The 23,992-nt window shown below is 58.5% G+C and carries 21 protein-coding genes and 1 tRNA gene; 9 read left to right on the top strand and 13 right to left on the bottom strand.

Annotated features, from left to right (window positions below; genetic code table 11):
- The first annotated feature begins 1 nt into the window (after position 1).
- The 5 genes from mreC (at position 2) to HNQ99_RS08900 (ending at position 4,721) form a co-directional block, all read left to right on the top strand.
- The gene (gene mreC / locus HNQ99_RS08920; RefSeq protein WP_184475310.1) at positions 2 to 910 is read left to right on the top strand and encodes a rod shape-determining protein MreC; all 909 of its coding nucleotides are present in this window, start codon (positions 2 to 4) and stop codon (positions 908 to 910) included.
- Positions 910 to 1,419: a rod shape-determining protein MreD gene (mreD, locus tag HNQ99_RS08915; protein WP_184475309.1), complete on the top strand. Its 510-nt coding sequence runs from the start codon at positions 910 to 912 to the stop codon at positions 1,417 to 1,419. The genes mreC and mreD overlap by 1 nt, the downstream gene beginning before the upstream one ends.
- Entirely contained in the window at positions 1,419 to 3,416 is a 1,998-nt protein-coding gene (gene mrdA, locus HNQ99_RS08910) for a penicillin-binding protein 2 (RefSeq protein WP_184475308.1), read from the top strand. The genes mreD and mrdA overlap by 1 nt, the downstream gene beginning before the upstream one ends.
- A complete protein-coding gene (gene rodA / locus HNQ99_RS08905; RefSeq protein ID WP_184475307.1) occupies positions 3,413 to 4,525 on the top strand; it encodes a rod shape-determining protein RodA in 1,113 nt (370 codons plus the stop codon). Before mrdA ends, rodA begins: the two co-directional genes overlap by 4 nt.
- Positions 4,526 to 4,645: 120 nt before the next feature.
- A tRNA-Lys gene (locus tag HNQ99_RS08900) sits at positions 4,646 to 4,721 on the top strand.
- 93 nt (positions 4,722 to 4,814) lie between these two features.
- On the opposite strand, the gene HNQ99_RS08895 is transcribed toward HNQ99_RS08900, so the two are convergent.
- From HNQ99_RS08895 to HNQ99_RS08865, 7 genes are all read right to left on the bottom strand, one after another.
- Positions 4,815 to 6,326 carry an AlbA family DNA-binding domain-containing protein gene (locus HNQ99_RS08895; protein ID WP_184475306.1) on the bottom strand — a complete coding sequence of 504 codons (1,512 nt, stop codon included), beginning with the start codon at positions 6,324 to 6,326 and terminating at the stop codon, positions 4,815 to 4,817.
- A gap of 3 nt (positions 6,327 to 6,329) precedes the next feature.
- On the bottom strand, positions 6,330 to 8,420 hold the full coding sequence (locus tag HNQ99_RS08890) for a 3'-5' exonuclease (RefSeq protein ID WP_184475305.1): 2,091 nt from the start codon (positions 8,418 to 8,420) through the stop codon (positions 6,330 to 6,332).
- A complete protein-coding gene (locus tag HNQ99_RS08885) occupies positions 8,417 to 9,472 on the bottom strand; it encodes a hypothetical protein (protein WP_184475304.1) in 1,056 nt (351 codons plus the stop codon). Before HNQ99_RS08885 ends, HNQ99_RS08890 begins: the two co-directional genes overlap by 4 nt.
- 3 nt (positions 9,473 to 9,475) lie before the next feature.
- The gene (locus HNQ99_RS08880; RefSeq protein WP_184475303.1) at positions 9,476 to 12,391 is read right to left on the bottom strand and encodes a site-specific DNA-methyltransferase; all 2,916 of its coding nucleotides are present in this window, start codon (positions 12,389 to 12,391) and stop codon (positions 9,476 to 9,478) included.
- Positions 12,391 to 13,401: a hypothetical protein gene (locus HNQ99_RS08875; protein WP_184475302.1), complete on the bottom strand. Its 1,011-nt coding sequence runs from the start codon at positions 13,399 to 13,401 to the stop codon at positions 12,391 to 12,393. Before HNQ99_RS08875 ends, HNQ99_RS08880 begins: the two co-directional genes overlap by 1 nt.
- On the bottom strand, positions 13,394 to 16,420 hold the full coding sequence (locus tag HNQ99_RS08870; protein WP_184475301.1) for a BPTD_3080 family restriction endonuclease: 3,027 nt from the start codon (positions 16,418 to 16,420) through the stop codon (positions 13,394 to 13,396). Before HNQ99_RS08870 ends, HNQ99_RS08875 begins: the two co-directional genes overlap by 8 nt.
- Before the next feature lie 167 nt (positions 16,421 to 16,587).
- Positions 16,588 to 16,848 carry a DUF5818 domain-containing protein gene (locus HNQ99_RS08865; protein WP_184475300.1) on the bottom strand — a complete coding sequence of 87 codons (261 nt, stop codon included), beginning with the start codon at positions 16,846 to 16,848 and terminating at the stop codon, positions 16,588 to 16,590.
- Positions 16,849 to 16,910: 62 nt separating this feature from the next.
- Here HNQ99_RS08865 and HNQ99_RS08860 point away from each other — a divergent pair, with 62 nt between their 5' ends.
- Entirely contained in the window at positions 16,911 to 17,192 is a 282-nt protein-coding gene (locus HNQ99_RS08860) for a helix-turn-helix domain-containing protein (protein ID WP_322790348.1), read from the top strand.
- 92 nt (positions 17,193 to 17,284) lie between these two features.
- Positions 17,285 to 17,875: a hypothetical protein gene (locus HNQ99_RS08855; RefSeq protein WP_184475299.1), complete on the top strand. Its 591-nt coding sequence runs from the start codon at positions 17,285 to 17,287 to the stop codon at positions 17,873 to 17,875.
- Positions 17,876 to 18,035: 160 nt separating this feature from the next.
- On the opposite strand, the gene HNQ99_RS08850 is transcribed toward HNQ99_RS08855, so the two are convergent.
- Positions 18,036 to 18,416, bottom strand: a complete 381-nt coding sequence (locus HNQ99_RS08850) for a hypothetical protein (protein ID WP_184475298.1) — start codon at positions 18,414 to 18,416, stop codon at positions 18,036 to 18,038.
- Between the two features lie 115 nt (positions 18,417 to 18,531).
- Between HNQ99_RS08850 and HNQ99_RS08845 the strand changes: the two genes are divergently transcribed.
- Together HNQ99_RS08845 and HNQ99_RS08840 are read left to right on the top strand one after the other, a co-directional pair.
- Positions 18,532 to 18,771: a hypothetical protein gene (locus tag HNQ99_RS08845; RefSeq protein ID WP_184475297.1), complete on the top strand. Its 240-nt coding sequence runs from the start codon at positions 18,532 to 18,534 to the stop codon at positions 18,769 to 18,771.
- Positions 18,772 to 18,787: 16 nt separating this feature from the next.
- On the top strand, positions 18,788 to 19,012 hold the full coding sequence (locus HNQ99_RS08840) for a hypothetical protein (protein WP_184475296.1): 225 nt from the start codon (positions 18,788 to 18,790) through the stop codon (positions 19,010 to 19,012).
- Between the two features lie 94 nt (positions 19,013 to 19,106).
- On the opposite strand, the gene HNQ99_RS08835 is transcribed toward HNQ99_RS08840, so the two are convergent.
- From HNQ99_RS08835 to fic, 5 genes are all read right to left on the bottom strand, one after another.
- Positions 19,107 to 20,432: a phage/plasmid primase, P4 family gene (locus HNQ99_RS08835; protein WP_184475295.1), complete on the bottom strand. Its 1,326-nt coding sequence runs from the start codon at positions 20,430 to 20,432 to the stop codon at positions 19,107 to 19,109.
- Positions 20,429 to 20,641 carry a helix-turn-helix transcriptional regulator gene (locus HNQ99_RS08830; RefSeq protein WP_246414821.1) on the bottom strand — a complete coding sequence of 71 codons (213 nt, stop codon included), beginning with the start codon at positions 20,639 to 20,641 and terminating at the stop codon, positions 20,429 to 20,431. Before HNQ99_RS08830 ends, HNQ99_RS08835 begins: the two co-directional genes overlap by 4 nt.
- A gap of 116 nt (positions 20,642 to 20,757) precedes the next feature.
- Positions 20,758 to 21,396 (bottom strand): hypothetical protein, encoded by a 639-nt coding sequence (locus HNQ99_RS08825; RefSeq protein ID WP_184475294.1) that lies wholly within the window; start codon positions 21,394 to 21,396, stop codon positions 20,758 to 20,760.
- Positions 21,359 to 22,525 carry a tyrosine-type recombinase/integrase gene (locus HNQ99_RS08820; protein WP_184475293.1) on the bottom strand — a complete coding sequence of 389 codons (1,167 nt, stop codon included), beginning with the start codon at positions 22,523 to 22,525 and terminating at the stop codon, positions 21,359 to 21,361. Before HNQ99_RS08820 ends, HNQ99_RS08825 begins: the two co-directional genes overlap by 38 nt.
- Positions 22,526 to 22,757: 232 nt before the next feature.
- Positions 22,758 to 23,849 (bottom strand): protein adenylyltransferase Fic, encoded by a 1,092-nt coding sequence (gene fic / locus HNQ99_RS08815; RefSeq protein WP_184475292.1) that lies wholly within the window; start codon positions 23,847 to 23,849, stop codon positions 22,758 to 22,760.
- Positions 23,850 to 23,992: the final 143 nt, after the last annotated feature.

Raw genomic sequence — 23,992 nt, 5'->3', positions numbered from 1 at the left:
CATGGCGGCGCCTCCCAGCCGGCGCCCCGGTTATAACCGCAAGGCGCAATATGGACTGTTCGCGAGCTATATCATAGCCGTCGCGGGTGCGTTGCTGGGCTTGTTGCTGGCCATCATATCCATCGCCGACCCGACCGGATTTGCCGTAATCCGTAACACTACGGCTGAGGTCACTCGTCCCGTCTCCGCCACATTGCGCAGGCTGGTGAGCGGCATCGGCAGCGCTGATGAACATATCGTCGCCTATGTCCGGGCCGGTTCGCAGAACGCCGCCCTGCGTCGCCAGGTCGAAGCCAATCGTACGCGTCTTATTGAAGCGGCGGCAATCGAGCAGGAGAATCGCCAGCTAAAAAAACTGTTGAAGCTGGTGGAGACCCAGGACGATGAAGTTGTCGCCGCCCGAATGATCAGTTCGACCTCCACAAGCCTCCGCCGCCTTGCCCGGCTAAGCGCGGGACGTCGCCAAGGCGTCAGGCCGGGGCAGCCGGTGCGGGCGCCGGACGGACTGGTGGGACGCATTTATGAGGCGGGGCCCAATACGGCCAATGTCTTGTTGCTGACGGACCCCGAAAATATCGTCCCCGTCCGGCGTACGCGGGACAATGTGGCGGGCATCTCCACAGGGCTTGGCGATGGCTCGCTTGAAGTCCGGCCCCTCAGCATGGGACGCAATCCGTTCAAGCCCGGCGATATCATGGTGACATCTGGTACGGGCGGGCTTTACCGTCCCAACATCCCCGTCGCCATCGTCCTGCGCGTGGATGGCGATGCGGCCATAGCCGTTCCGCTGGCAAACCCGGCCAAGGCCGACACCGTCATTGTTCAGCACATATTCCAGCCCAGGATGGTACGTCCGGAGGCTCCGGCAGAAGCCTTGCCCGCGAACGCAACGGGGCAGGTCGAACCCTGATGCCACGATATCGCTCCACCATCGCGCAGGACCGCTCAAGGCTGAGGACACAGGGCACGCCCATCATCATGGTGATGCTGGGATCTGCAATGACGATCATGCCGATGATCGCGGTAACCCCCGCTCTCCCGCCCTTTGGCCTACTGGCTCTTCTTGCCTGGCGGCTGTTGCGGCCGGAACTATGGCCGCTTTGGATCGCAGCGCCTCTGGGCCTGTTCGACGACATCATGAGCGGCCAGCCCCTTGGCACCGCCATGTTTCTTTGGACGGTGACGCTGATCGGAATCGAAATTGCGAGCAGCAAGCTTTTGTGGCGCGATTACTGGCAGGACTGGCTTATTGCCGCTATTGCCATTATTTTTTGCCTCTTGGGTGGTTCTTATTTCGCCCGCCTGGCTGCAGGCGGAGGTTTGATGTTGGTGGTTTTGCCGCAAATTGTCTGGTCCATATTGCTGTTTCCGGCGGTCGTGCGGCTATGCGCCACGGTTGACCGCTGGCGATTGCCCTGATGGTGCAACCCATTCGTATCGCAGGCTCAGGCAAGAACGTAACCGAAGCCGGACAGTCCTTTACTTTCACTCGCCGGGCCATGGTTCTGGGGAGTGTGCAGGGCGGCATAGGCGTATTGCTTGCGGCCCGTATGGCCTGGATCAGCGTCGCCGAAAATGAACATTACGAACTGCTTTCGGAAAGCAACCGGGTCAATCTGACACTAATTCCACCGCGCAGGGGCTGGATCATCGATCGCTATGGCAAACCCCTCGCCAATAACCGCACCGATTTCCGCGTCGACATCATCCCGGATCGCCTTCACGACAAGGACGCTACTGTAGCGTCCCTGGCCGAGCTGTTGTCGCTGGAGCCTGACGAGGTCCAGCGCATCAAGGACGATCTGAAAACCGCAGCGGGGTTCCAGCCGGTGCAGGTCGCCGACAAGCTCGATTATGATCAATATGCTGCGGTTTCCGTTCGCTTGCCCGAGCTCGCCGGAGTAGCTCCTGCACGGGGCTTTTCGCGCAATTATCCTGCAGGAGCGGCAGTCGGTCACCTCATCGGCTATGTCGGCGCGGCCTCTGCCGAGGATTATGAGGAGAACAAGGACCCGCTGCTCATCACACCCGGATTCAAGATCGGGAAGGACGGCCTGGAAAAGGCGTTCGACAAACGGTTGACCGGCAAGCCCGGAGCCAAACGTGTCGAGGTAACGGCGCGTGGCAAGGTGGTGCGGGAACTCACGACACGGCCCGATACGCCGGGTGATGTGGTCAAGCTCACGATCGACGCGGGTCTGCAACATTATGCCGCCCGCCGGCTGGGGCCGGAATCGGGTTCCGTAGTTGTATTGGATTGCTTGACCGGGGATGTGCTCGCCCTGGCGTCCATGCCGAGCTATGATCCCAACAGCTTTTCCGACGGGATCAGCCATCTTGAATGGAAGATGCTGGCAGAAGACGACCATGTGCCATTGCGCAACAAGACGCTGCAGGGGCTTTACCCGCCCGGTTCCACGGTAAAACCAATGGTGGCTCTCTCTTTCCTGGAGGCGGGCCTGGATCCCAACGCCTCTGTTAATTGCTCCGGTTCTATTCGGGTCGGAACGGGTCTCTTCCACTGCTGGAAGCGCGGCGGCCATGGCACCGTCAACATGGCCAAGGGCATTTACCAAAGCTGCGACGTCTATTTCTATCATTTCGCGCAGCAGATCGGCATGCAGCAAATCGCCGGCATGGCGCGACGGCTTGGCCTGGGCGAAAAATTCCCCCTGCCCTTCCCCTCGCAAAGCTATGGCACCGTGCCCGATCCTGCCTGGAAAATGAAAAAATTCAGTCAGCAGTGGGAACGCTATGACACTGTGAATGCGACCATTGGCCAGGGCTATATGCTCGCCAATCCAACGCAATTGGCCGTCATGGCCGGCCGTATCGCGTCCGGGCGGCAACTGCTTCCCCGCTTCGTACTGGGTAATAAGCAGCCCCAGCCACGCTCGCTCGGAATCAGTCCTGAACACCTCACCTTTGTCCGGAAAGCGATGAGCGACGTCGTTAATGGGCCTGGCACGGCGGGTCGCGCCCGGCTGCCCATTCCTGACGTGTTGCTGGCGGGAAAAACCGGCACTGCGCAGGTCCGCCGCATCACCATGGCTGAACGGCGCGGAGGGGTGCTATCCAACGCCAGCTTGCCGTGGAAATTCCGAGACCACGGGCTGTTCATCTGTTTCGCGCCGTTCGATCGGCCCCGCTATGCGGCTGCTGTGGTGATAGAGCATGGCGGCGGCTCCGGCGCTGCCTATCCCATTGCTCGCGACGTCCTCACCTATCTCTATGACAAGAAAAAAGCGATGGAAGTGCTTGAACCCATGGAGAAAGCCTGGGGCGGCACCATCGATGAACGAATGGCGGCGGCCATGCGACATTTCAAGGAAAAGGCGGCCATCGAGGAAGCCATCAGACGTGGCGAAATCACCCTGCCGCCCCAAAACGCTGCAAGCCCTGTGGAGACACGGTGAGCACGCTCGTCCCCGCCGCTGTGGCCCGGTTGCCGTGGCGCCTGTTATTTCTGGTTTCGGGCATCGCGACCTTTGGCTGTATTGTCCTGTACAGCGCAGCCGGCGGCAGCTTCACCCCCTGGGCATTGATGCAGGGCGCACGGTTCATCGTATTCCTTGGAATGGCCATCGTCGTCTCCCGCTTGCCGGTCAACCTGTTCAAGCACCTTGCCTTCCCGGCCTATGTCGGCATCGGCATATTATTGTTGCTGGTGGAACTGATTGGCGCGGTCGGCGGCGGCAGTCAGCGCTGGCTGAATCTCGGCTTCATGCAGTTGCAGCCGTCGGAACTCATGAAGCCCGCAATTGTGCTGGCCGTGGCGCGCTTTTACTCGATGCTGCCGGCGGGAGAAATTCGGAAATGGACGGCCGTGTGGCCCCCATTATTGCTGATCGGCGTACCCGCAGGCCTGGTATTGATCCAGCCCGACCTGGGCACCGCGACCACCATCGCCGTGGGCGGAGTGACTGTCGCCTTCCTGGCCGGACTGCCGCTGCGCCTCTTCATCGGATCGGCTTTGGCCGGGATTGCCGCCCTACCCGTGGCATTCAGTTTTCTGCACGATTACCAGCAAAAGCGTGTGCTCATTTTCATGGACCCCGAAAGCGATCCGCTAGGGGCTGGATATCATATCAGCCAGTCCAAAATCGCTATCGGCTCCGGCGGAGTTTTCGGCAAAGGATTCCTCCGTGGCACCCAAAGCCATCTGGATTATCTGCCTGAAGGTCATACCGACTTTGTCTTCGCCACCATGGCCGAGGAATGGGGATTGATCGGCGGAGTTGCTCTGATCTTCGCTTTCATGATGTTGCTGCGGTGGGGAAACCAGGTCGCCTTGCGGGCAGAAGACAAATTCTCGCGCCTCACGGCCGCCGGCCTCACGATGACAATCTTTTTCTATGTCTGCGTCAACCTGATGATGGTGATGGGCCTTGCGCCGGTAGTCGGCATACCTCTGCCTTTCATGTCATATGGCGGTTCTTCGATGATGACCATTATGCTCTGTATCGGAATGATCATGGCAATCGATCGCCAAAAGAAACGCATGAATGGACCGCTGAGCTGGTAGCTGCTCACATTCCGGATTTTTTGCGAAATTCTGCATTGCCACCCAACGAATCCCATGCTAACCGCCGCGGCCTGGAACGACGAGTTCATGGCGTTTTGACATGAATTTCCCGGCATCAGTGGACGCATAGCTCAGTTGGTAGAGCAGCTGACTCTTAATCAGCGGGTCCTAGGTTCGAGCCCTAGTGCGTCCACCATTTTTCAATGACTTAGAGGCAAAACCGCGACGGTGATCCGGCGCGGGGTCCCATACGGGTCACAGAATTCGGCCTGCTCGAAGCGGATAGATATCAGGTGGTTTGAAAGAACAGTTCATCGATCCGGCACGCGGCTTTGAAAACGAAGCTAAGTGCGTTGCTGTCAGCCGCAGCCAAATCATAGCACTGCTTCAGGGAGGCCAGTGCATCGGTCAGCGACATTTTGGTTTTCGAGATTGAACAGATGGCCTGACAGAAAGTCCCGACATCCTCTAGCTTTGTGGGCACCTTAGCCGTCCCCTGCTCGACATCGAATGCCACGCTGCTGGCTTTTTTCGTCGGCGAGGAGGTGTGCGCCTTTTCCTTGCCAGAAAGGCGCTTGATAACGGTCTTCTTTTTCTCCTTTTGCGATGTGGCAAGGGCCTTCACTTCATCGATCATCGCCGTTGGAGTAAGGCTCGCTTGATTGGTGAAGTAGAACAGCGGGAGCCATTTGCGCGGCTGAGACACTGCAGCGAGTACATATTCCTTGGGATTCGTGACGGTCTCTTGGGCAAGGAATGCTTCGAGAATCCGCTCCTGTGATATTGCCTTATCGATGTGCTTCTCGGCCAGCAGCGACTGGACATTTACTGCCTTCACCTCGCCCACCAGTTTCAGCGTGGGCGCTCCATCCACCTCGTCGAAATGACCTTCACGAATGAAGTTGATGCCCTTTGCCAGTTCCTCGTCGATCAGGATTTCACGGCCGTCGGCATCAAGGACATTTTTGTCGGTATCGAGGATCAATGCGTTAGCGGTTCCAACCGTCGCGAGTTTGCCTGCTGCACCAGCCAACGCGAGTTGCGCTTTCCGATCGCGCTCGGCCAGCAGTTCCCTCAGATCGGTAAACTTGATGCGCGACGACTGGCCAGCGTAGCGAAAGAGGATTTCCCCCTCCTTCAGCTTATCGCCGTCGTCCTTGCATACGATCACCGGCTTGTGCGGGTGCGGCTCCAAATGGATGAAACCGACCGTCGTGCCGTCCAGATCCACTACTTCCTTTGTGGTGATAACCGGCGTGGGCGCGAGGTGGACCTTTACCTTGTCCATCAGTTTAGCAACGTCGAAATTCGCAAAACCATCGCCGATGCCAACGGCTTTGCAATCACTGTTGGACACTCCAACAAACAGGTAGCCGCCCCGGTTATTCGACATGGCCGCTATGGCGCACAAGACAGCCGACAGCTTCTTTGGGTCGAACTCCTTTTTGCACTCGTGCTGATCCGTTTCGCCGTCCTTCAGCCTCCACGAGCCGTCTTCGAGTTTCTCGAAAAGTGCTCGCGCTCGCTCTGCCCTTGATGGCTCCGTGGCGGGTGCTGGTCCGCTTATGACCGCCCCGATTTCAGCGGCCTTGAAAGACGCAAGAAATGTATCGAGCGCAGACTTTTCTGCTGTCGGGACTTCGGGACCATAGCTGCCGTCACGAATGCCCGTGATCCGCCCGCTGTTCACCGGGCGATCCTGACGATTGAAATAGAACTGAATATCCCGGTTCTTCATGCCGCGCCCGAGCATGGCTTTAATCAGCCCTATCTCCTCATCGTGGATGCTGCGCTTCGCCATCCGCTATTCCCGTGAAACGCAGATATCGCCGAGGAATTCGGAGACTGGCTTGGTCCCACTGATATGCAGCCTGTCGCGCGCGCGGGTGCAGGCAACATAGAAGAGGTGCCGCTCCGTTTCGAAGACTTCGCGTAGTTCGTCTTCGTCGGTCGCGTCATCCACGCGCGATTGCAACGGAAGGGCTTCATCGTCGCAGGCCATGACCGCGACGGCCTTGAATTCGAGGCCCTTGGCGAGATGCATCGTCCCAATCGAAACGCAGTCTCCGAAATCTTCGGCGCGCTCGGTCAACTGCCGGGCTTCCAGACCGGCAGCGGTCACAGCGGCGCGAGCGCGTGACAGCAAATCGCCAGAGCGGACGAACAGGCCCATCTCGGACGCCCCAATACCGTCTTCGCTTGCCGCGCGCAGGAACGCGGCGACCGCTTCGGTTTCGGCGTCCTGATCGGAGCAAAGCGCAACAACCGGTGCGGGTCCCTCGAAAACCGATTGCGCGCCGCGCCTGTCATCTTCCAGCCCATCGGCATCGCGGACTGTGGGTGGCAACAGATGGTCGGCGGCCTCCCTGATCTGGCGTGACGTGCGGTAATTGATCCTGAGCATCGCCGATCGACCACGCACATCAACGCCGAGTGCCTTCCAAGAAAATGGCTGCTGGAAAATGCGCTGCCCAAGGTCACCCGCGAAGAACAAGGCGTTCGGCCCCGATGAAAGCGCCGCCAGCATCCGAAGCTGCGCCACGCCCAAATCCTGCGCTTCATCGACGATGATGTGGGTGAAGGGCTTTTCGACCTTGCTCGAGTATTCGTGCTCAACGGCGGCGAACATCTGTGGAATGGTCACCATGCCGCGCGCCGACAACGCCGCTCGCACCGCTTCGAAGATCGGCCATAATGTCTCGCGCTGGCGCGTTCCGAGTCGATTGCGCCGACCGATGCGCGGCACATCAGCATAGTCCGCAAGACTGGCAATGCCCCAGCCATCCACCACATGCCGCCACTCCGAAACGACGAAGCGCAACGGCAGGCCGGTAAAGCCCGCTGTCTTCATTTGAGCCTCTATCAGCGACTGTTGTGCATCGTCGGTAGCGATTGAGGCCCGGCGTCCAGTCGACAACTGGAAAAGTTCGGAGGCCGTGTCATCGAACGACGCGACAGTCACGCGGTCCAGCGCCGCCCGATCCCCCGACAGCAACATTGCCAGCTTTGGTTGCAGCGCATTGGCCAGCGGGCGCGAAAATGTCGTCAGCAACACGCGGGCATTAGGATCGCTGCGCACGGCTCGTGCGGCACGATGCAGGGCGACGATGGTCTTGCCCGTCCCTGCCGTCCCTGTGACCCGTGCAGGGCCGCTATAGTCACGTTCCACCACCGCACGCTGCGACGGGTGCAGGAACACGCTCCACTTGTCCCACGGATAATCGAGAGCAAGGCGAAGCGCGTCCTCGCTTTCCACGGTCTGGACACGGCGCAAGGTATCGGGATGCGCGAACGGCTCGACCGATATCGGTGCGGGCGTTGGCAGCCGTCCTGTGGCCGCATAATCGAGTAAGGCTTCCGCGACCTCTGCGGGAACGCGATCACTCATCTGGAAGAAGCGATCCTCGGTCCAGCTTCGGATATCCGCCAGCCAATCCTCCGGCGTTCCGATGTTCAGCAAGTCATCGTCGGACAAGGCCGCGAAAATCGCCGGGGCCTCGACCGCTGGCGCTTCAATCAACGGCTCCTGGACAGATGCAGCGAATAGCGGCCCGATTTCCTCGATCCGCTCATGCACCTCGACAATCTGGATCGCCCCTGTGCGCGGGTGCGCCTCGATCCGGCGACGCTCGGCCCACGCATAAGCCTTATCGTGATGATCGACATAGGCGATGAGCAAGCTGTCGTCGGTCTTGTGGACAATCAGCCGCAGGTCGCGTGTTACCCGCACCGACCAGAAATTCGCGTCCTTGGAACGATCGATCCGGTGGAATGAAAGCCCCTTACCGGTCGGATCGATTTGCAGATCGACCACAGTTGCCTTTGCCGCCTTGCTCTCTTGAGCGGGCAACCGCGCCAGTGCGGCGGTGAAAGTTTCGGCAAGGTGGAACTTCATACGGTCTTGGCCTTCGCGGTCAGGCCGCATTTCCCATAGGCTTCCAGCAGCCGCAGCGTCTCGTAACCGTCAATGACGCAATAGGTGCGCGGATTGCCCATTTGCTGCGCGAAGGCGCGCATCGTTTTCCGCACATCGGGAGTGATCTCGTGGCAGTGCTGGAGAACGAGCAAATCCGCTGGCTCTTCGAACAGACGGCTAATCTGGTCTCCATTTTTGCCGAGTTCTGCCATCCGCATCGGCGTGAACTTCGCAGGCCCCTTGAAGGCGAACGCGGTGGCCACTCGCTGCCCGTCGATACGCACATTCGTTGAAAAGAGGTCCGACTTCTCCCCGCCCCAGTCTTTGGGCACCGTCGGTTCGTTAATGATTTCGGCAAATGCCTCTTTGACTGACTGCTCGGGAATATCCTTGAGCACCGCCAGTGACTTCTTAGTCATGCGCGGGTTGTGGTCGCGAACGGCTGAGAAGTTTTCAATCTGCTCAATGAATACCTCCAGATGATTGGCCCACCGCCCGACCCCGAAAAACTCCCCCTTATTCTCAACGATGTTTCCGATGACGTAGGGCTTCGCCTTGATCTCCGTTTCAGAGATTTCGGTTATGACGCCAAGGACGAACATCCTTTTTTGGCCGCTTAGCTCAACCCAAGACGAATTGGATGTCAGATGCTCGGGGTGAAAGTCGAATGTGAGTTTTCCTCCCTCAATCCACTCATCAAGTTTTGCATATCCTTGAGGCAAAGTGGTGAGCGGCATCCCTTTTGCCATCTTTCCACTGACCGCTGACAGGCCCTTGAAAAAGAAGTTCGTATTGTGGGTGAACACCGTGCCTTCGGTCAGCCTGCCCTCGATGATTAGCTTACCCAGAGGTTCCGGCTTGCGGGCGCGTATCCACTCGGCGATGCCCCGCCGCAGCGCATTCAGTTCAGCCAGCCGTTGAAGATGGTCGGACGTCGTGGTTGTGTTCGGGAGAAGCGCAGATATCCCGGTCAGCTCTGCGATCCTGCGAGCATTGAGATACCAACAGGTGAGATCGAACGGGACGCTCACCGCCTAAACCCCGAAAACCTTCATCACTTCATCGCCGAAGTGATTGATGACCTTTACCGCGATCCGCCCTGTCTCGGGCCGGTCGAACGGGCGAGATGTGGCGCGGTTGAGGGTGGCCCATGCTTCCTCGTCGATTTCGGCTTTCAGGGCGTTCTTCAACTGCTTGTAGGGTTCGTTCGCGCCGAGGAAGTAGGCGTGGCGGACGAAAAAACTTTCCTCGTTATAGGCGGTGTCGATAAACCATGCGGCGATGCCCTTCACGTCGTTTGAGCGGACTTCGCCGGTGTTGGGATCATAGATATCGACACCGTTGACGCGCACCGCGATGCGGCCATCGGCTTCGTCGAGGATGTCGATATCGGGTTCGCCGAAGACGGTGAACAGATTGCCCTTGCCCGTATTCTTGAGTTCGCCCGCCATGTGCAGGTCGGGGTTCATCTTGGCCATGAGGATCGGCAGCGGCCCAAGGCGGGTGAGTTCTGAGGCGTGCGCGTCGAAGGAAAAGGCGGTGGCGATCAGTACGTCGAAACGGCTTTCCGCTGCTTCACGGGCGGCAGCGGTCAAATCGATGCGCGACAAGGTGCCGAATTCCGGGCCGATGAAGATCGCGGCACGGCGTTCAGTTTCGCCTTCCATGAAGCGCCCTTCCGCGCCGATATAGCCGCGTCCGGCGAACGGAATGACGCTGGTGAAGGTGATGCGATCATCGCGGTCGGTCTGGTGGACGCCCGCCGTTTTCAGATGCTCGATCACCATCGCCGCGAAGTCGGTTTCGGATGAAGACAGCGGCCCGCGCTTCTTCTTGCCGTCCGCTGCGTCGAGAACGTCGATCAATTCTTCGGCATCGGCGGGGACGATGCGATGCGGTGACAGGCTTTCGACCGTGAACGGCCCTGCAACGCGGACGCGGTTCGGGTCGGCATAGGGCTTGTCATAGAGATATTCGACATCCGCCGCCTTAGCGATCGAGGCATCAATTTCCTTCTGACGGGTAATGCGCGCTTCCCACCAAGAGGCATGGACGCCCACAATATTGCTCGACCATCCCGTATCAGGTTCGCGCGGGATTTCCCATTCCTGCCAGTTCTTACCTGTGAGGCTATTCAGTTCGGCACGGCGCGGTTCGAGAACCTCCTGCCACTTGTCCCAGATGACATCGATCTCGCTGTTGTTCGCGATGTCTCGAAGCGTGACGTGCGGCACGCGGTCATAGACAAAGCCTTGCCGCACATCACCATAAGTCGCCACGTCGCTGGGTGGCTTGCCGGTGATCTCTGCCTCTTTGTGCTTCCCCTCGGCACTGTCAGTGAGCAAATACCAAGGATAGCGCGCCGACATGATGCGGGTGCGCGCCAGCGCCAGTGCCACGCGGCTTGTATCGATGGTGATCCAGCGACGCCCCCATTGTTCGGCGACATAGGCTGTGGTGCCGGAACCGCAGGTAGGGTCAAGCACGAGATCACCCGGGTCTGTGGCCATCAAGAGGCAGCGCTGCACAATCTTCTCTGACGACTGAACTACGTAAGTCTTCTCTTCCGAACGGCTGGAGAACTTCACGTCACTCCACTGGTTGCTGATCTGCATCACAGGGAAGTCATCGAGATAGCGAACGTAGGAAAGCATTTTTCCGCGTTGTTGGAGCCGGGCCGCATGAACCAAACGCGACATGCCAAGCTCGCCAGTCTTCCAGTATCCAGTAAGCGGACGATAGGTTTTTCCTTCAAACGGTACCGGAAACGACCCGGGGGGCTTCTGTGAGACAATATTGTCTTGCCGGTAGATTCGTCCAGTCTCTCCGAGTTCCTCGGCATCGCCGTGTCGAAGGTCGCTCGTAACTGCTCGGCGATACTCCCGTCTGATACTCTCCGAAGCTCCCTTGTCCGACCACGCATTTCTGAATTTTGGCGATGCGGTTCGATCTTTGAAATACCACAACACATAGTCAGCAACGCTCGGCAGATACCGATCCGTTTGGGCGCTGGTTTTCTCGACTGTTATAAGAGACGCGCAGTTCGTAGGCCCGAACACCTCGTCCAGCACCGCTCGCACACGATGAACATTTTCATCGCCGATCTGAACGAAGATCGAACCACTTTCAGCTAATAGCTCGCGCATCACCGTCAGTCGGTCACGCAAATACGTCAGGTAAGAGTGGATGCCATCGCTCCATGTATCGCGGAATGCCTTCACCTGCTCTGGCTCGCGGCTTAGGTCAGTCTGCTTGCCGTCTTTCACGTCGCGGCTTTGCGTGGAAACCTGCCAGTTCGAGTTGAACTTGATGCCGTAGGGCGGGTCAAAATAGATTGCCTGCACCTTGCCTTTGAGCGCCTCCCGCTCGGCAAGGCTCGCCATCACCTGAAGGCTGTCGCCAAGGATCATCCGGTTCGACCAGTGCTGATCGTGCTGGTAGAATTCGGTGCGCGCCATCGGATCGGCAAGGCCGTTGAAATCCGCGAACAGATCGGGCGCGTCGGTATCCGCTTCCTTGGTCGCCTTCGACCGGCTGATCAGGTCATCGATGATCGCCTTGGGGTGCACCTTCTCCTGAATGTAGAGCGGTGGCGCGGTGACGATCAGGTCCGACCAGTCCTGCCGGTCCTTGCCGCGCCAGACTAGCTGGGCATCGCCGATTTCGACCTCGCCGGTTTCGGATAGCTGAGCGACCTGAGCCTTGGTCAACCGGATGCGCGCGCCGTTCCACACGATCTGCGGATCAAGATCGGTATCGCGCTCGCGCGTCTCCCCTTCCGCCAGCGGTCGGGCGCGCGGATAGGCGATCGGCGCAAGCGGATCGAGTTCCTCCTGCATAGCCGCCAGATCGGCCATTTCAGCGGTCGGGATATTGCGGCGCGCATCGGTTTCATGATTGAGCGCGGTGACCTGCTTAGGGCCTTTGGGTGAACGGGGTGCGCGGGCCATTATTTACGGTCCTTGGGGGCTTCAAAGTGAATGATGTTGTGCTTGGCGATCAACTTTTGGTGTTTGCCGGAAATCGGTCGCTCGGTGACCAGCACAGCGTCGATAGGAACGGCGCGTTTATGCTTCATGGCCTCCATCACAGCGCGATACTTGATACACTGATAGATACCGCGCTCGACGTCATCCTCGTTTGAAATCCATGATTTCACTTCGATGACGGCGATGCGGTCCCTGCGGTCATAGACGTTGTCCACCCGGTCGCCAGACAGGAGCGGGACTTCGGTGTCGGCTGTTGCCTTCGCGTAAGATGGCAAGACAGATGCAGGGTTTGCTTCGACCCATAGTCGCAACGCCTCGTGGAACGGGCTTTCGCCTCCCCCGCCAAATCCGCCGCCGCCATATTTAAACTGAGCGCCTTCCTCGGGGGAAACGTAAAGCGGTTCCTCTTCCTGTCCAAGATGGGCGAGCCAGCGGGAGCGATAGGCGAGCAGCTTCTCGGCCAGTTTCTCCTCATAGTCGCCGGGATTCGCATGGCCACGCAAATAGAGGATGTGGCGCTTCATTACATCGCCGGAGAACCATTCGGTCCGCTCTGGCCCGTCTATGGCGTAGGCTCTCGGCGCAGTGATTGTATAGACAATCTCATGTCCGTCATCGCCTCGGCCAAACCAAGGTTCGCCATCTTCGTATTCCGGACGCACTTCATGGCGATGCAGAAACAAGGCGTCTTCATACCAGCCGACCACATACAGCCCGCCCGTTCGCGGATTGCGCGAGACTGCAAATACTAGCCAACCGTTCGGATTTATCGGCTTCGGCGCAGAGCCGAATGGTTTGACCTTTTTATTTCCGCCGATGGGTGGAACGTAGCAGAAGTAGCGGCCATCAGGCCCCGGAAGAAAGTTCACCTTCTCGTGGTCGGGATGCTTATAGCTGTAGTTCCCGACAACCTTCGCACCGCGATAATCCTCGGACCAACCAGTTTTGATAATGGCGACCCGGTCAAACATCGCGGGTCACATCTTTCACCAGTGTTGCAAATGACTGCTCGATCTCGAACACATCCGTAAACTCAGCGAACTGCCACTGGCCGAACGTGCCGAGGTTGTTCACGCCCGGGACCCACAGGGTTTTCATCGTCTCGGCCTTCAACTGCGCATCCCCCTTGCGATACCCCTTGGTTTCCAGAACCAGATTGAGCGGCTCGTCCCGACCGGCATCAATCTTCACTATCATGTCGGGGAGGTAGCGGCGCGGCGTCGATCCGTCGCGATAGGGGACTTCGAAGCCAAGCCCCTGATTTTTGACGAAGGCGACCACGCGCGGATGCGTTTCGAGCACACGGGCAAGTTCCGCCTCCCATGTAGAATCGCAGACGACATGGCTGACATGGGTGCGGTGATCGCTCTTGTAGGTGTCCTTGCTCGTCGTGAAGTTGACGAACCGGGACGACGCCTTGGGGTTGTAGGGGTCGAGGATGGCCTTGATTGCCTTCGATCCATGCTCGAAACGCTGGCAGGCGAGGAAGATGCGTTCCGCCGCCTGATCCTTGATTTCAAGATAGTCGAGAACGCCCATCGGCACCCCGTTCAGCACCAGATAGCCCTCGTCGAGCCATTCGCGCACAACCCGGCGCACCTGCCCGAACAGGTGAACCGGCAAATCCCCGTCGTCGCCTGCAAAGCGTTTCAGCAGATGTGCGGCAAGGCTATAAGCAATGGCGCTAGGACGTTGATCGCCGACGCCCTGCGCGGTCAGTTCCTCACTCGCGCCGACGATGCCCTGCATGGTGACGCGCGACGGGCCGATCATCGAAGGATCGACGACAAGGCGACTGTCGGCATTGAACGTCGCGGAAATACGTTCTTCGGGCAGATCGACCCGATAGCCCTCGACACGCGGGAACACGATTTCGAGTTCAGGCTTGGCCGCAACCCGTTCCTTCACCGCCTGAACGCGCGTGACGACCTTGGGCGTGGTCGGCTTCACCACAACCGGCTTGGCCGTAAAATCGAACGGGATGCCCAGCACGTCGGCATATTCGACATCGAACAGGCCGTGCTCGTTCAGTTCGTAGGACTGGCGACGTAGGCCGCGCCCGACGACTTGTTCGCAGAGCAACTGCGTGCCGAACGCCCGAACGCCGAGGATGTGCGTCACGGTGTTCGCGTCCCACCCCTCGGTCAGCATCGACACCGAGACGACGCAGCGCACGCACTCGCCCAGCCGACCCACGCGCCCCACGGTGTTCATCACTTCACGGAGCAATTCGGCGGGATCGATATCGTCTGCGTCTTCCGCTCTGCCCGTTCGTTCCTGCTTCTCACGGCGGAACTGTTCGATTTCGGCTGCGGCGATCTTGCGGAAATCCGCGTCCATCGTCTCGCCGCTCTCTACCTGCGCGCTGTCGATCAGGAACGTGGGGGCTTTGGCCAGCCGGTTGCCGTGCTCGTCATAATTGCGGAACAGTTCGAGATGGCCGCGATGGATGTTCACCATCTCCCCATCCGCGTTCGGGCGGTTCCAGCCGGAAATCCACTCAGCGATCAGCTTGGAGGTCGAGGTATTGTTGCACACTACGATGAACACGGGCGGGACCGGAATGCCCGCACGCCGCCAAGCCTCATCGACTTTGACATAGTGGTTGTAGAGCGCATCCAAAGCGGTCAGCAATTCTGTGGGCAGTTTCAGCGGATCAAGGTCGCCCGACTTGGCCGCGCCCTTCTTGGGCATTTCCTTGCCGATGTGGTCCCACAGCTTGCGATAGATCGGCATGTCAGCGATCGGGAGATTGTCGGCGACCGGCACGCGGGGAAGCTTCACGATTCCGCATTCGATCGCGTCCATCAGCGAGAAGTCGCTGACCACCCACGGAAACAGCGTGCCCTCGACATAGCCGGACCCGGACAGAAAGAATGGCGTTGCCGACAGGTCATAGACCGCCCGAACGCCGGTCTTCCGCTTTAACGCTTTGATGCCGTTGATCCAGAGGCGCGCGGCTTCCTTGTTCTCCTTCGCCTCTGCCTTGCTATCCGCGTCGGCCAAATCCTCGACGCTGCCCAATGGGCGTTCTTCGTAACAGTGATGCGCCTCATCGTTGATGACGACGACGTTCTTGATCGCCATCAGGTCACCGCAAGCGCGTTGCAACATCTGGCCTTCGGTCTCGGTCGTCATCGGCGCATCGCCGCGCCCTTGCAAAAGCGCCTTGCCGACCTTGGTGACGTCCATCGTCTCGCGCCGTTTGAAGGCGTGGTAATTGGTGATGACTATCTTTGCCTTGGCGATTTCGGGCAGCATGTCCGATGGCACGATATCGCGGAATCGGTAGTAGTTGTCCGGATCGTCGGGGAGCAGCACGCGCAGCCGGTCCTTGATCGTGATACCGGGAGCAACGATCAGGAAGCCCCGGCTGAACAGGCTGCTGGTCGGCGAACGCACCGCGTTGACGGTCTGCCAAGCGATCAACATCGCCATGACGGTGGTCTTACCCGCACCCGTCGCCATCTTCATCGCGATACGCAGTAGATCGGGGCTGGATTGCCGGTTTGCGCCTTCGATATGCGCCCACAGGTGGGCATAGCGTTTCTGGCTACGAGCGACTTCGGTCAGCCAGATGACCGTCTCGACCGCTTCGACCTGACAGAAGAAGGGTCGCAGCCCTTCAACCTCCGTCCGCCGCCAATGATGCAGCAGCCGCGCGGTAGCGGGTGACACCCCCCAATCGCGATCACTCGGCAACGCCCGCCACGTTTCGACATGCGAGCGGATTTCGTTGATGATTGGCTTGGGGTTATATTCCTGATCCTCATCCGACAGCCCCTCGGTGTCGGTGAAAACCATAGACGCTTGCGCCGCCTTACCGGACTTGCGCTTGGGCTTGGGAACCGGAGTGATGAAGTCGCACGGACGCCGCCCGCTGATCGGCGGGGCTTCAAGCGGCTGTCCCTCCTCGTCCAGCGCGTGATACCGGGTCGGAGGCTCATATGGCGAGTTAAGAATCGGATGTTCGAAGAAACTTTGCGACACGGTATCCCCCTCCGATAGAAGGAGTATTGGCCGCAGCTTAGCGTTGCAAGGCTCGACAGGCCCGAAGTCAAACTAATGTGATTTTGATGCCGATGTATGGGCATTTCAAATATATGCAGTTCGCGCTCAGGATCCCGCAAATTGCAGGTTACGCCGTCCAAGTCGCCCTATCGTCTTCGCCAGCGGTCGAACCAAGCCGTCCAGCTTTGTTCAGGTCGCCATTCCTCGCCTTCGCGCTTGATTCGCACTACTTCCAGCCGGTTGAAGCCTGTTCGGACACCTTCGATCACTACCGCGCAGTCAACGTGGCGCACGACATGGCGATCCGGCTCAAGCTCCCATTCCCCGCCGCCATGAACCACAAGGATGAACCGGCGCGGCTCGCGGCGCACGATACCCTCCACGGTATGAAGCGTGCCTAACGGCATTGGTCTGTTTGGCGATGCATAGCCACCTCTCGCTGTAGTCGATAAGTGACATCGATAAGAAAGTGGCGGCGGTCTGGCAAAGTGAATTGTCACCGATTGTCTGTAGACTGATTGGCTACATCACGGTCCATGTCGCAGCGATGGATATTCGGGAACGTCTTGCGAGAAACCTGCGCCTGCTGCGGCAGGAAAAGGGTTGGTCGCAGGAAGCGTTCGCGGACGAGGCGGGCTTGCACCGCACCTATATCAGCGACCTTGAGCGTGGCGCGCGGAACCCAACGATTACCGTGGTGGACAAGCTCGCTACTGCCTTGGGCGTTACACCGGGGCGGCTACTGGACTAGCTGTATAGCCAGGCTGCACAGGCGGGGTTCGGCCTGATCTTCGCCAGACTATTTCGTATAATGGCCAGCATCAGCGACACAGAGAGGCCATCATGGGCGGCATCAATTCCGGGCGGCGGCGTAGCGTCCATAGCGGGGCCGTCGAGCAGTTTCCTGCCATCGACCTGCGCATTTTGCGGCGCGCGGGCCTGCTTCGATCCGGCGAATGCACGTATGACACGTTGCGCTGGCAAAATCAGGCTCCAGAGGCGCTCAGCGTGCGAATTTTTATCAACCTGAGCGATACCGGCGATGCATCGATGCGCATTATCAGAGCTGGCGGCGGCGGCACCATCAACCAGCGCGTGGCTATAGAATGCGTCCCTTGCCGCTATGGTGGCATCCGCTGCTATTTCCTGTGCCCTATCGAAGGCACCCGATGCGAGTTGCTCCATCTCGTTGGTGGCATGTTCGCCTCGCGAAAGGCCCACAGGCTGACTTACGCAGCGCAGAGCGAGAACGAGCTATCTCGCGCCCGGCGCAAGGTCCGCGCGCTGTGTAGGCAGGTGAAAGGCGATGCGCGCTATCCGCGACCACGTGGACGCAATCGTTGGCAAAAGGTGCAGCAGCTAAAGGCAGCGTCGTCCAACGCCCGGGCGCTCTATCTCGATCGTCTTCGCGGTTTGGTCGAGGATATCCTCTAGGAACACTGTCTTCGGGAGGCAGGGGCCGCAGGTTCCGCATCGCGTGACCCCATGCAGACTTATTCGGGTCTGGTGCCCACAGGTGACCCGGCACAGCCGTACCATGACGCCAAGACCCGCAAAACTGCGATCCACGCCCTGCGGACGGCCTAATTCATTATCAGCGGGTCCTAACCGAAATCAGCCGTTTCGCGACCTTGCGCTCTTCGCGGCATCGGCGCTGCTCGACCCGATAAAGACGATACTCGCGGATGCGCCGGAACATACCTTCGGTGCGCCACTTGGGAATTCCATAGTCGCGCGCGATTTCACGCTTCAACCGCACAAGGCGGCGGACAAGCTCGTCCACAGTCTCGTCCTTCCAGTAGAACCATCCCGCGCCATGCGTCATTAAGTATGGCAACTCTCCCAAGTCGCCTTTATGAAACACTGCCACGCGCCCCGGCTCAGCCGATCCTTCACGCCGTTCAATGCAGGTCGGCTGCCACGCAATAATTACGTGACGGATCGGGATGTTGGTTCGGGAATACTTTTTCCTCATTACGCCATCCTATCTACCGAATATTTAGAGAAAACTCTGATTCGACTAGGATTTTTCCTGACCGCAACTATCCGCCTGTCTTAATTGGTCTGTCGTCAACGAAAGGAGTGACGATATGTACCAACCTCAAGATCACGATCACCTTGTCCATCATGCCCGCCTGCTATTCCCCGGCAGCGCGGTCGCGGTGACCTATGACGACGAGATCATCCATCTCGATATCGATGGCGTCCGCTTCACCTTTGAAATCGGCAGCGACGACGACGCCTATGTCTTTCACGGCCCGGGCCGTTCCTTCGTCATTCCGCTCATGGATGAAGCCGACGACGTGCCCACAGCGCCCCACATCATCTGATCAAAGGACCGAGATCATGACCACGGAAAAGACCAAGACGATCACCCTGCACGACCTGTGCACCGAACTGAAAATGAAGCCTCGCGAGGCACGAATGCTGCTCCGTCTTGCAATTTCGAAGAAGGCGGAGTTTCCGGCCTTGGCGGACGGGCATGTCGCCCGCCAACCTTGGCAATGGACCGCAGGATCGAAGGCATTGGCGGAAGCGAAGAAGGCGCTCACGACGCTGGAAAACGGGTAATCGATCGTCGTCGGCCGAACACTTGAACAGTTCGATTATATAATTGGCATAGGTTTCAGTTCACACTCTGTGCGCCATTATATGCTGACGCTGTTCAAGTGTTCGCCTTCAACTTTATGCCGATGAAGCAACGCGAGCGCACTGCATCCCTGTGGGCCTTTGCCAATTGCCGCTCGTAGCCCCGCGCTCTCAGTTGCCTGCCAAAATAGCTTGCATCAACCTCCAACATATTCCGCGACCGCAAAAAGCGATTGTAGCTTTCGCACAGCGCGGATGATGGCGTTATTACCCCCTTCGAACGGCGGGTCCGTTCGCGCAGCCATGTTCCCATGATATCCTGCTCCTCGAAATACTCGTCGGTCGCGAGCATGACGGACGCCGGTGGATTGAGGCCCTGTTCGCGCCATTCTTTCGTGCCTTTCATCATCCACGCTAGAATCGCCTCGTGCTCGTCGCGGAGCTTGGCCTCCAGATCTGGATCGGGCGTCCTTGGTACATAGTCCAATTCCACAAGATGGATGCGCCGACGCATCGCCGGTCCCACCGATTTAATCTTGGGCAGGTGATTGGTGCCGATCCATATTTTGTAATTGGGTCGATAAGTGAATGGGTTTTTGTATAGCAGGCGAGTGGTGACCGGATCGCCGGCGACCGCCCTTTTCATCGTTGCCTCGTTCCATGCCCCGCCGTGGTCTGTCTCGCTTAATGTCACGAACCTCGCCTCTGCGATGAAGGCCATCGCTGTTTCATGGGCACGCCCCTTTCCTTCAACAAAGGCTTCCGGCGCTGCCTCGCGGTGGTAGGTGCCCATGATGCTGGCAAGAGTGTTGAACAGAACGCCTTTGCCGTTGCCCCCCGGACCGTAAATGACGAGCAATGCATGTTCGGCAACGCTGCCCGAAAGGCTGTAACCTGCCCATCTTTGAAGGAACTTCACCAGTTCCATGTCGTTCCGGCAAATCTGATTGAGGAACTTTTCCCACCGTTTGCAAACCCTGCCGAAGTCGGGATCAACCGATGTTCGATTGACGATGTAAGCGTTTTTCGGCGGCGAAATGGGGCGGTGCAATTCGAAGGAATAGACACCTGTTTTGGTCCCAAGTAGCATCGGGTCCGCATCGATCTCGCTCACGGACAGGTGCAGCGCTGGATCGCGCATGGCAAAGCCCTTTACATTGCGGACGACCGCCAGCGACCCTTTCCACTTCGGATCAATGTCGTTCCGACTTCCCAGCAAGTTTCTGATCATGTCATCGACCCGCAACGACGTGTCGAACTCCCACTGCTTTCCGACCTTGACGATCCACGCTTCCCGCTCCGTTACATAACGAACGAGATGCCCGCATTCGTCGCGAAACAGGTCCGCAGCCTCGCTTTCGGATTTGATTTGACGAGCATCGTCATCCTTGTTCCCAGTCATGCAGCCTCTCCCCGCGCGAGAGCGAGCGCTTCAATATGGGCGTGAATTTCGGAAGCCAGCCACGCGACCGAATGGTCGCCGATCCGCAGCCGTTTAGGGAACTTTCCTGCGGCCTCGAGCCGCAACATGGTGGAGTTCGATATCCGAATGCCGAGGCGCGGCAGATCGTCGCGCGTCAGTAATATCTTGGTATTCATCATCGCCGTCATCGTCTTGGCCTTTCATTGTCGTGATTGACGGCAATGAAATATTCTCAGACGGCGAAGAGATGCTACAGAGGCAATGGCACCTTGGAACTGCGTTTCCGTCCCAATGTGCAAGCGGGCTATGAGGGCAGCGCGATTTCTGCCCGAATAAGCCTGTCCAGATTGTCCGAGGCTCCGGTTATCTTCTTGAAAATCAATCTTATGGCATCGACGTAATTGCCGACGCGATAGCGTAGCTCGGGATCATAGACACCTCGGCTTGGCTGCACTTCAGAGTGCTTGCGCAAGGCTCTGGCAATCGAAGCGAACACCTCGGCCCTCAATTCCTGACTGTGACCGGCATCGTCAGACTGCTGTGCGCGGAGCGAATCGAGCAACTGAATTGCGGAATCGCGCAGCGCTTCAAGTTCGCTCCCAAGGGTAGCGTTGTTCCGAAACTCCGGCACTGTCAGTGGATAGGGCCACGTTGAAAACATCGCCCGTTTCTCATCGTCGATGGCCGTGAGCAGCCGCTCGCTGGGCTTGATGACGTTCGTTTCGAGCCACTCGGCGCGCTTTGTCAGAGACAGATTGAATGGCGCATCTGGAAGATCGCACGGCAGCGTCGTGATGATCGCACGATAATGTGCGCACAAGTCGATGAGGTCAGCCTGAAACGCGCTTGCGGCCGCGCCGTTTGAAACGCTGAGCATTGCTGTAAGTTCGGCCATTATGGCCTCATCAAACAGGGCCTGAGCTTCTTCCAGAAAACTGCTCAAGAACATCCCCCCATTTGTCGAGCGCCTCCTTCTTTTCCTCGTCATATGCATATCGGTTGTAGACGGCGGCGACACCCGAAATCGTGCCGGAAATGTGGTTCAACACCTTCTCGACAACATAGGGCGGCACCTTCGCGCGGGCCATGCCGGATGCAGCGGTTCGGCGCAGGTCATGCATGTGCCAATCGGCGGTTTCGGATCGTTCGTGAATACGCCGCAGAGCCTTGCTGAAGCCGCTCACGGCGGACCGGCGCGTGGTCGTGAACACATAATCGCAATCGAGAAACCGGGGCGCCTCGGACAGCAATTCGAGCGCATAGTCGCCGAGCGGCACGACGTGCGGTTTACCGTTTTTCGAGCGTTCGGCGGGAATGACCCACGTCCGCGCTTCAAGATCGATTTCGCTCCACCGCATGTTGGCAAGCTCGCCGCGTCGTTGCGCGGTGGCGAGTAGCAGCGGCACGAACTGGCGAAACGGATATTCGTCATTGCGGCACGCTCTCAGGACGCGGACGATTTCATCATCATCCAGAACCCGGTCGCGCGAAACTTCCTTTGTGGGTGCTTTCAGCCCGCCGATTGGCGATGTCTCGATAATCCCGCGTTCAAGGCACCAGTTGAACAGCTTGCGCACGGTCGCGAGGATACGGTTGGCCTGATATCCTGCACCGCGCTCAACGGCACCATCCATGATTTCCAGAATGTCGGCACGTTTGATCTGGCGGATATCACGCTGCCCGTGGATGCTTACAAATTCGCGGTTCAGAACCCGTTCGGTTTCGCGCCAGTTCCGATTGCGCGGCTTGGCATATTGCCGGATGAAATCCGCACAGATCGCCGCAACGAACATGCCGGGCTGACGGCGACGACTTGCGGGATCAATCCCGTCTCCCACTTGTCGAAGCGCGTCCATTGCCTTTTCCCGCGCCTTTGAAAGCGAGATGATCGGGTAGTGGCCAAGGCGCAATCGGCGCTGCTTGGTTCCGTAGTAATATTTGACCGAAAAGGTTCTGCGTCCGTGCGGAGTTACGCGGATACCGAGGCCCGGGCACAAGGCATCGAACACCTCATAGCGTTTCGGCTTTGGCTTGAGCGCCAATATCGTCTTGTCAGAGAGCGCCTTGCGCATGTGCCGTTTCCTTTCAACGGCACATCAATAATCATGGATTTCCAGCGATCTCAAAGAAAATCCCAGGTCGTGGATAGCGTGAGACAGGAAAGTTCAGCCTGCATGAGTCTGCATAGATGAATAGCAGAACTTGGGGTCTCCGCCCGCCTCCGAGTTAGTAACGAGATCGTTACTTAGTCGGCCCGCTAGTCACGTGATCGTTATTAACGCCCCGTCCTATGGACGCCTAGAGTCAGCCGTCGTCACGCATTAGGAGCGTCAAAAGCGCCGGATTGACGAACAGGGCTTCCCGTCCGGCTTTTCGCTCTTCGAGCAATCCGATCAATGCCAGCGTTTTGAGGTATGTTGACGCGGCCTGACGCTTAGCCAATCCAGCATCAACCACATTACCGATGCGGCAATAGGGCTGCGAGAATATCAGTTCGGCCAGTTCCCTGCTGTAGATGCGCGGCGCTTTGTCCCGCATCGCCTGTGCGGTCTCATCCAGAAGCGCGCGGATCGCTCTGACCTTGCGGCCCGTCCAGTCTGCCGTGTTCCGAACAGCCTCAATCACGAAGAGCAGCCAAGGCTCCCATTCGCCCTTTGCCGTTACATCGAGCAGCAGCCGGTAATAATCATTCTTCGCCCGGATAATCGCCCGGCTCAGATACAGGACGGGAATGTCGAGCAGGCCGTGCTGCACAAGAAAGAGCAGGTTCAACACCCTTCCCGTGCGCCCGTTACCATCGGTGAACGGATGGATCGCTTCGAACTGATAATGCTGGACGGCAAGCGCGATTAACGGGTCAACGTCCCCGTGGTCGTGGATGTAGCGTTCCCAGTTGGCGAGCAAGTCCCGGAGCAGCCGCTCCCCTGTCGGCGGCGTGAAGATGATTTCCCCGGTGCGATCGTTCGCCAATGTGGTCCCCGGCGTAACCCGAATGTCCATATCGACGCCCTTGATCGCGCTGCATATCTCGACAGCCGTGCGTGTCGTCAGTGGCCGCTCGTTTAGGCTTGCAAAGCCATTGGCGAGAGCCGTGCGATACCGGAGCGTCTCTTTCGTGGCTGCATCCACGCCCGTTCCCGATGGCGTGTTCGCAAATTGAAAAAGGCGGTCGCCCGTCGTGACGATGTTCTCGATTTCCGAACTGGCTTGCGCTTCCAGCAGCGGAATCGAATTGATCAGGATCGATTGGTTAGGGATGATGTGGCCGATTGCCTTCAGGTCGGCTAAGGCAGCGCGCGCGCCGATGCACGCTTTCAACACCGCCGCTGTCTCAAGCGCATCCTTCGGCGGAAGTAGCGGCAACTGATTATGCGGCGTAGCTGGGTCAAACTTCATGTGTCGATGTTTATCGAAAAAATCGACACATTCAATCGATATGTCGATAGCATCGACACATCAGGATTTTGCCTGACACGCGACATCCCACCCGTTATGAACGGTAATGACCGGCGGGTCGTTTAGACCGAACTCCGCCGTCC

Source organism: Rhizorhapis suberifaciens, assembly GCF_014200045.1.
Lineage (GTDB): Bacteria > Pseudomonadota > Alphaproteobacteria > Sphingomonadales > Sphingomonadaceae > Rhizorhapis > Rhizorhapis suberifaciens.
The sequence above is the reverse complement of the archived record's forward strand: the minus strand, read 5'-3'. Positions and strand labels throughout refer to the sequence as shown.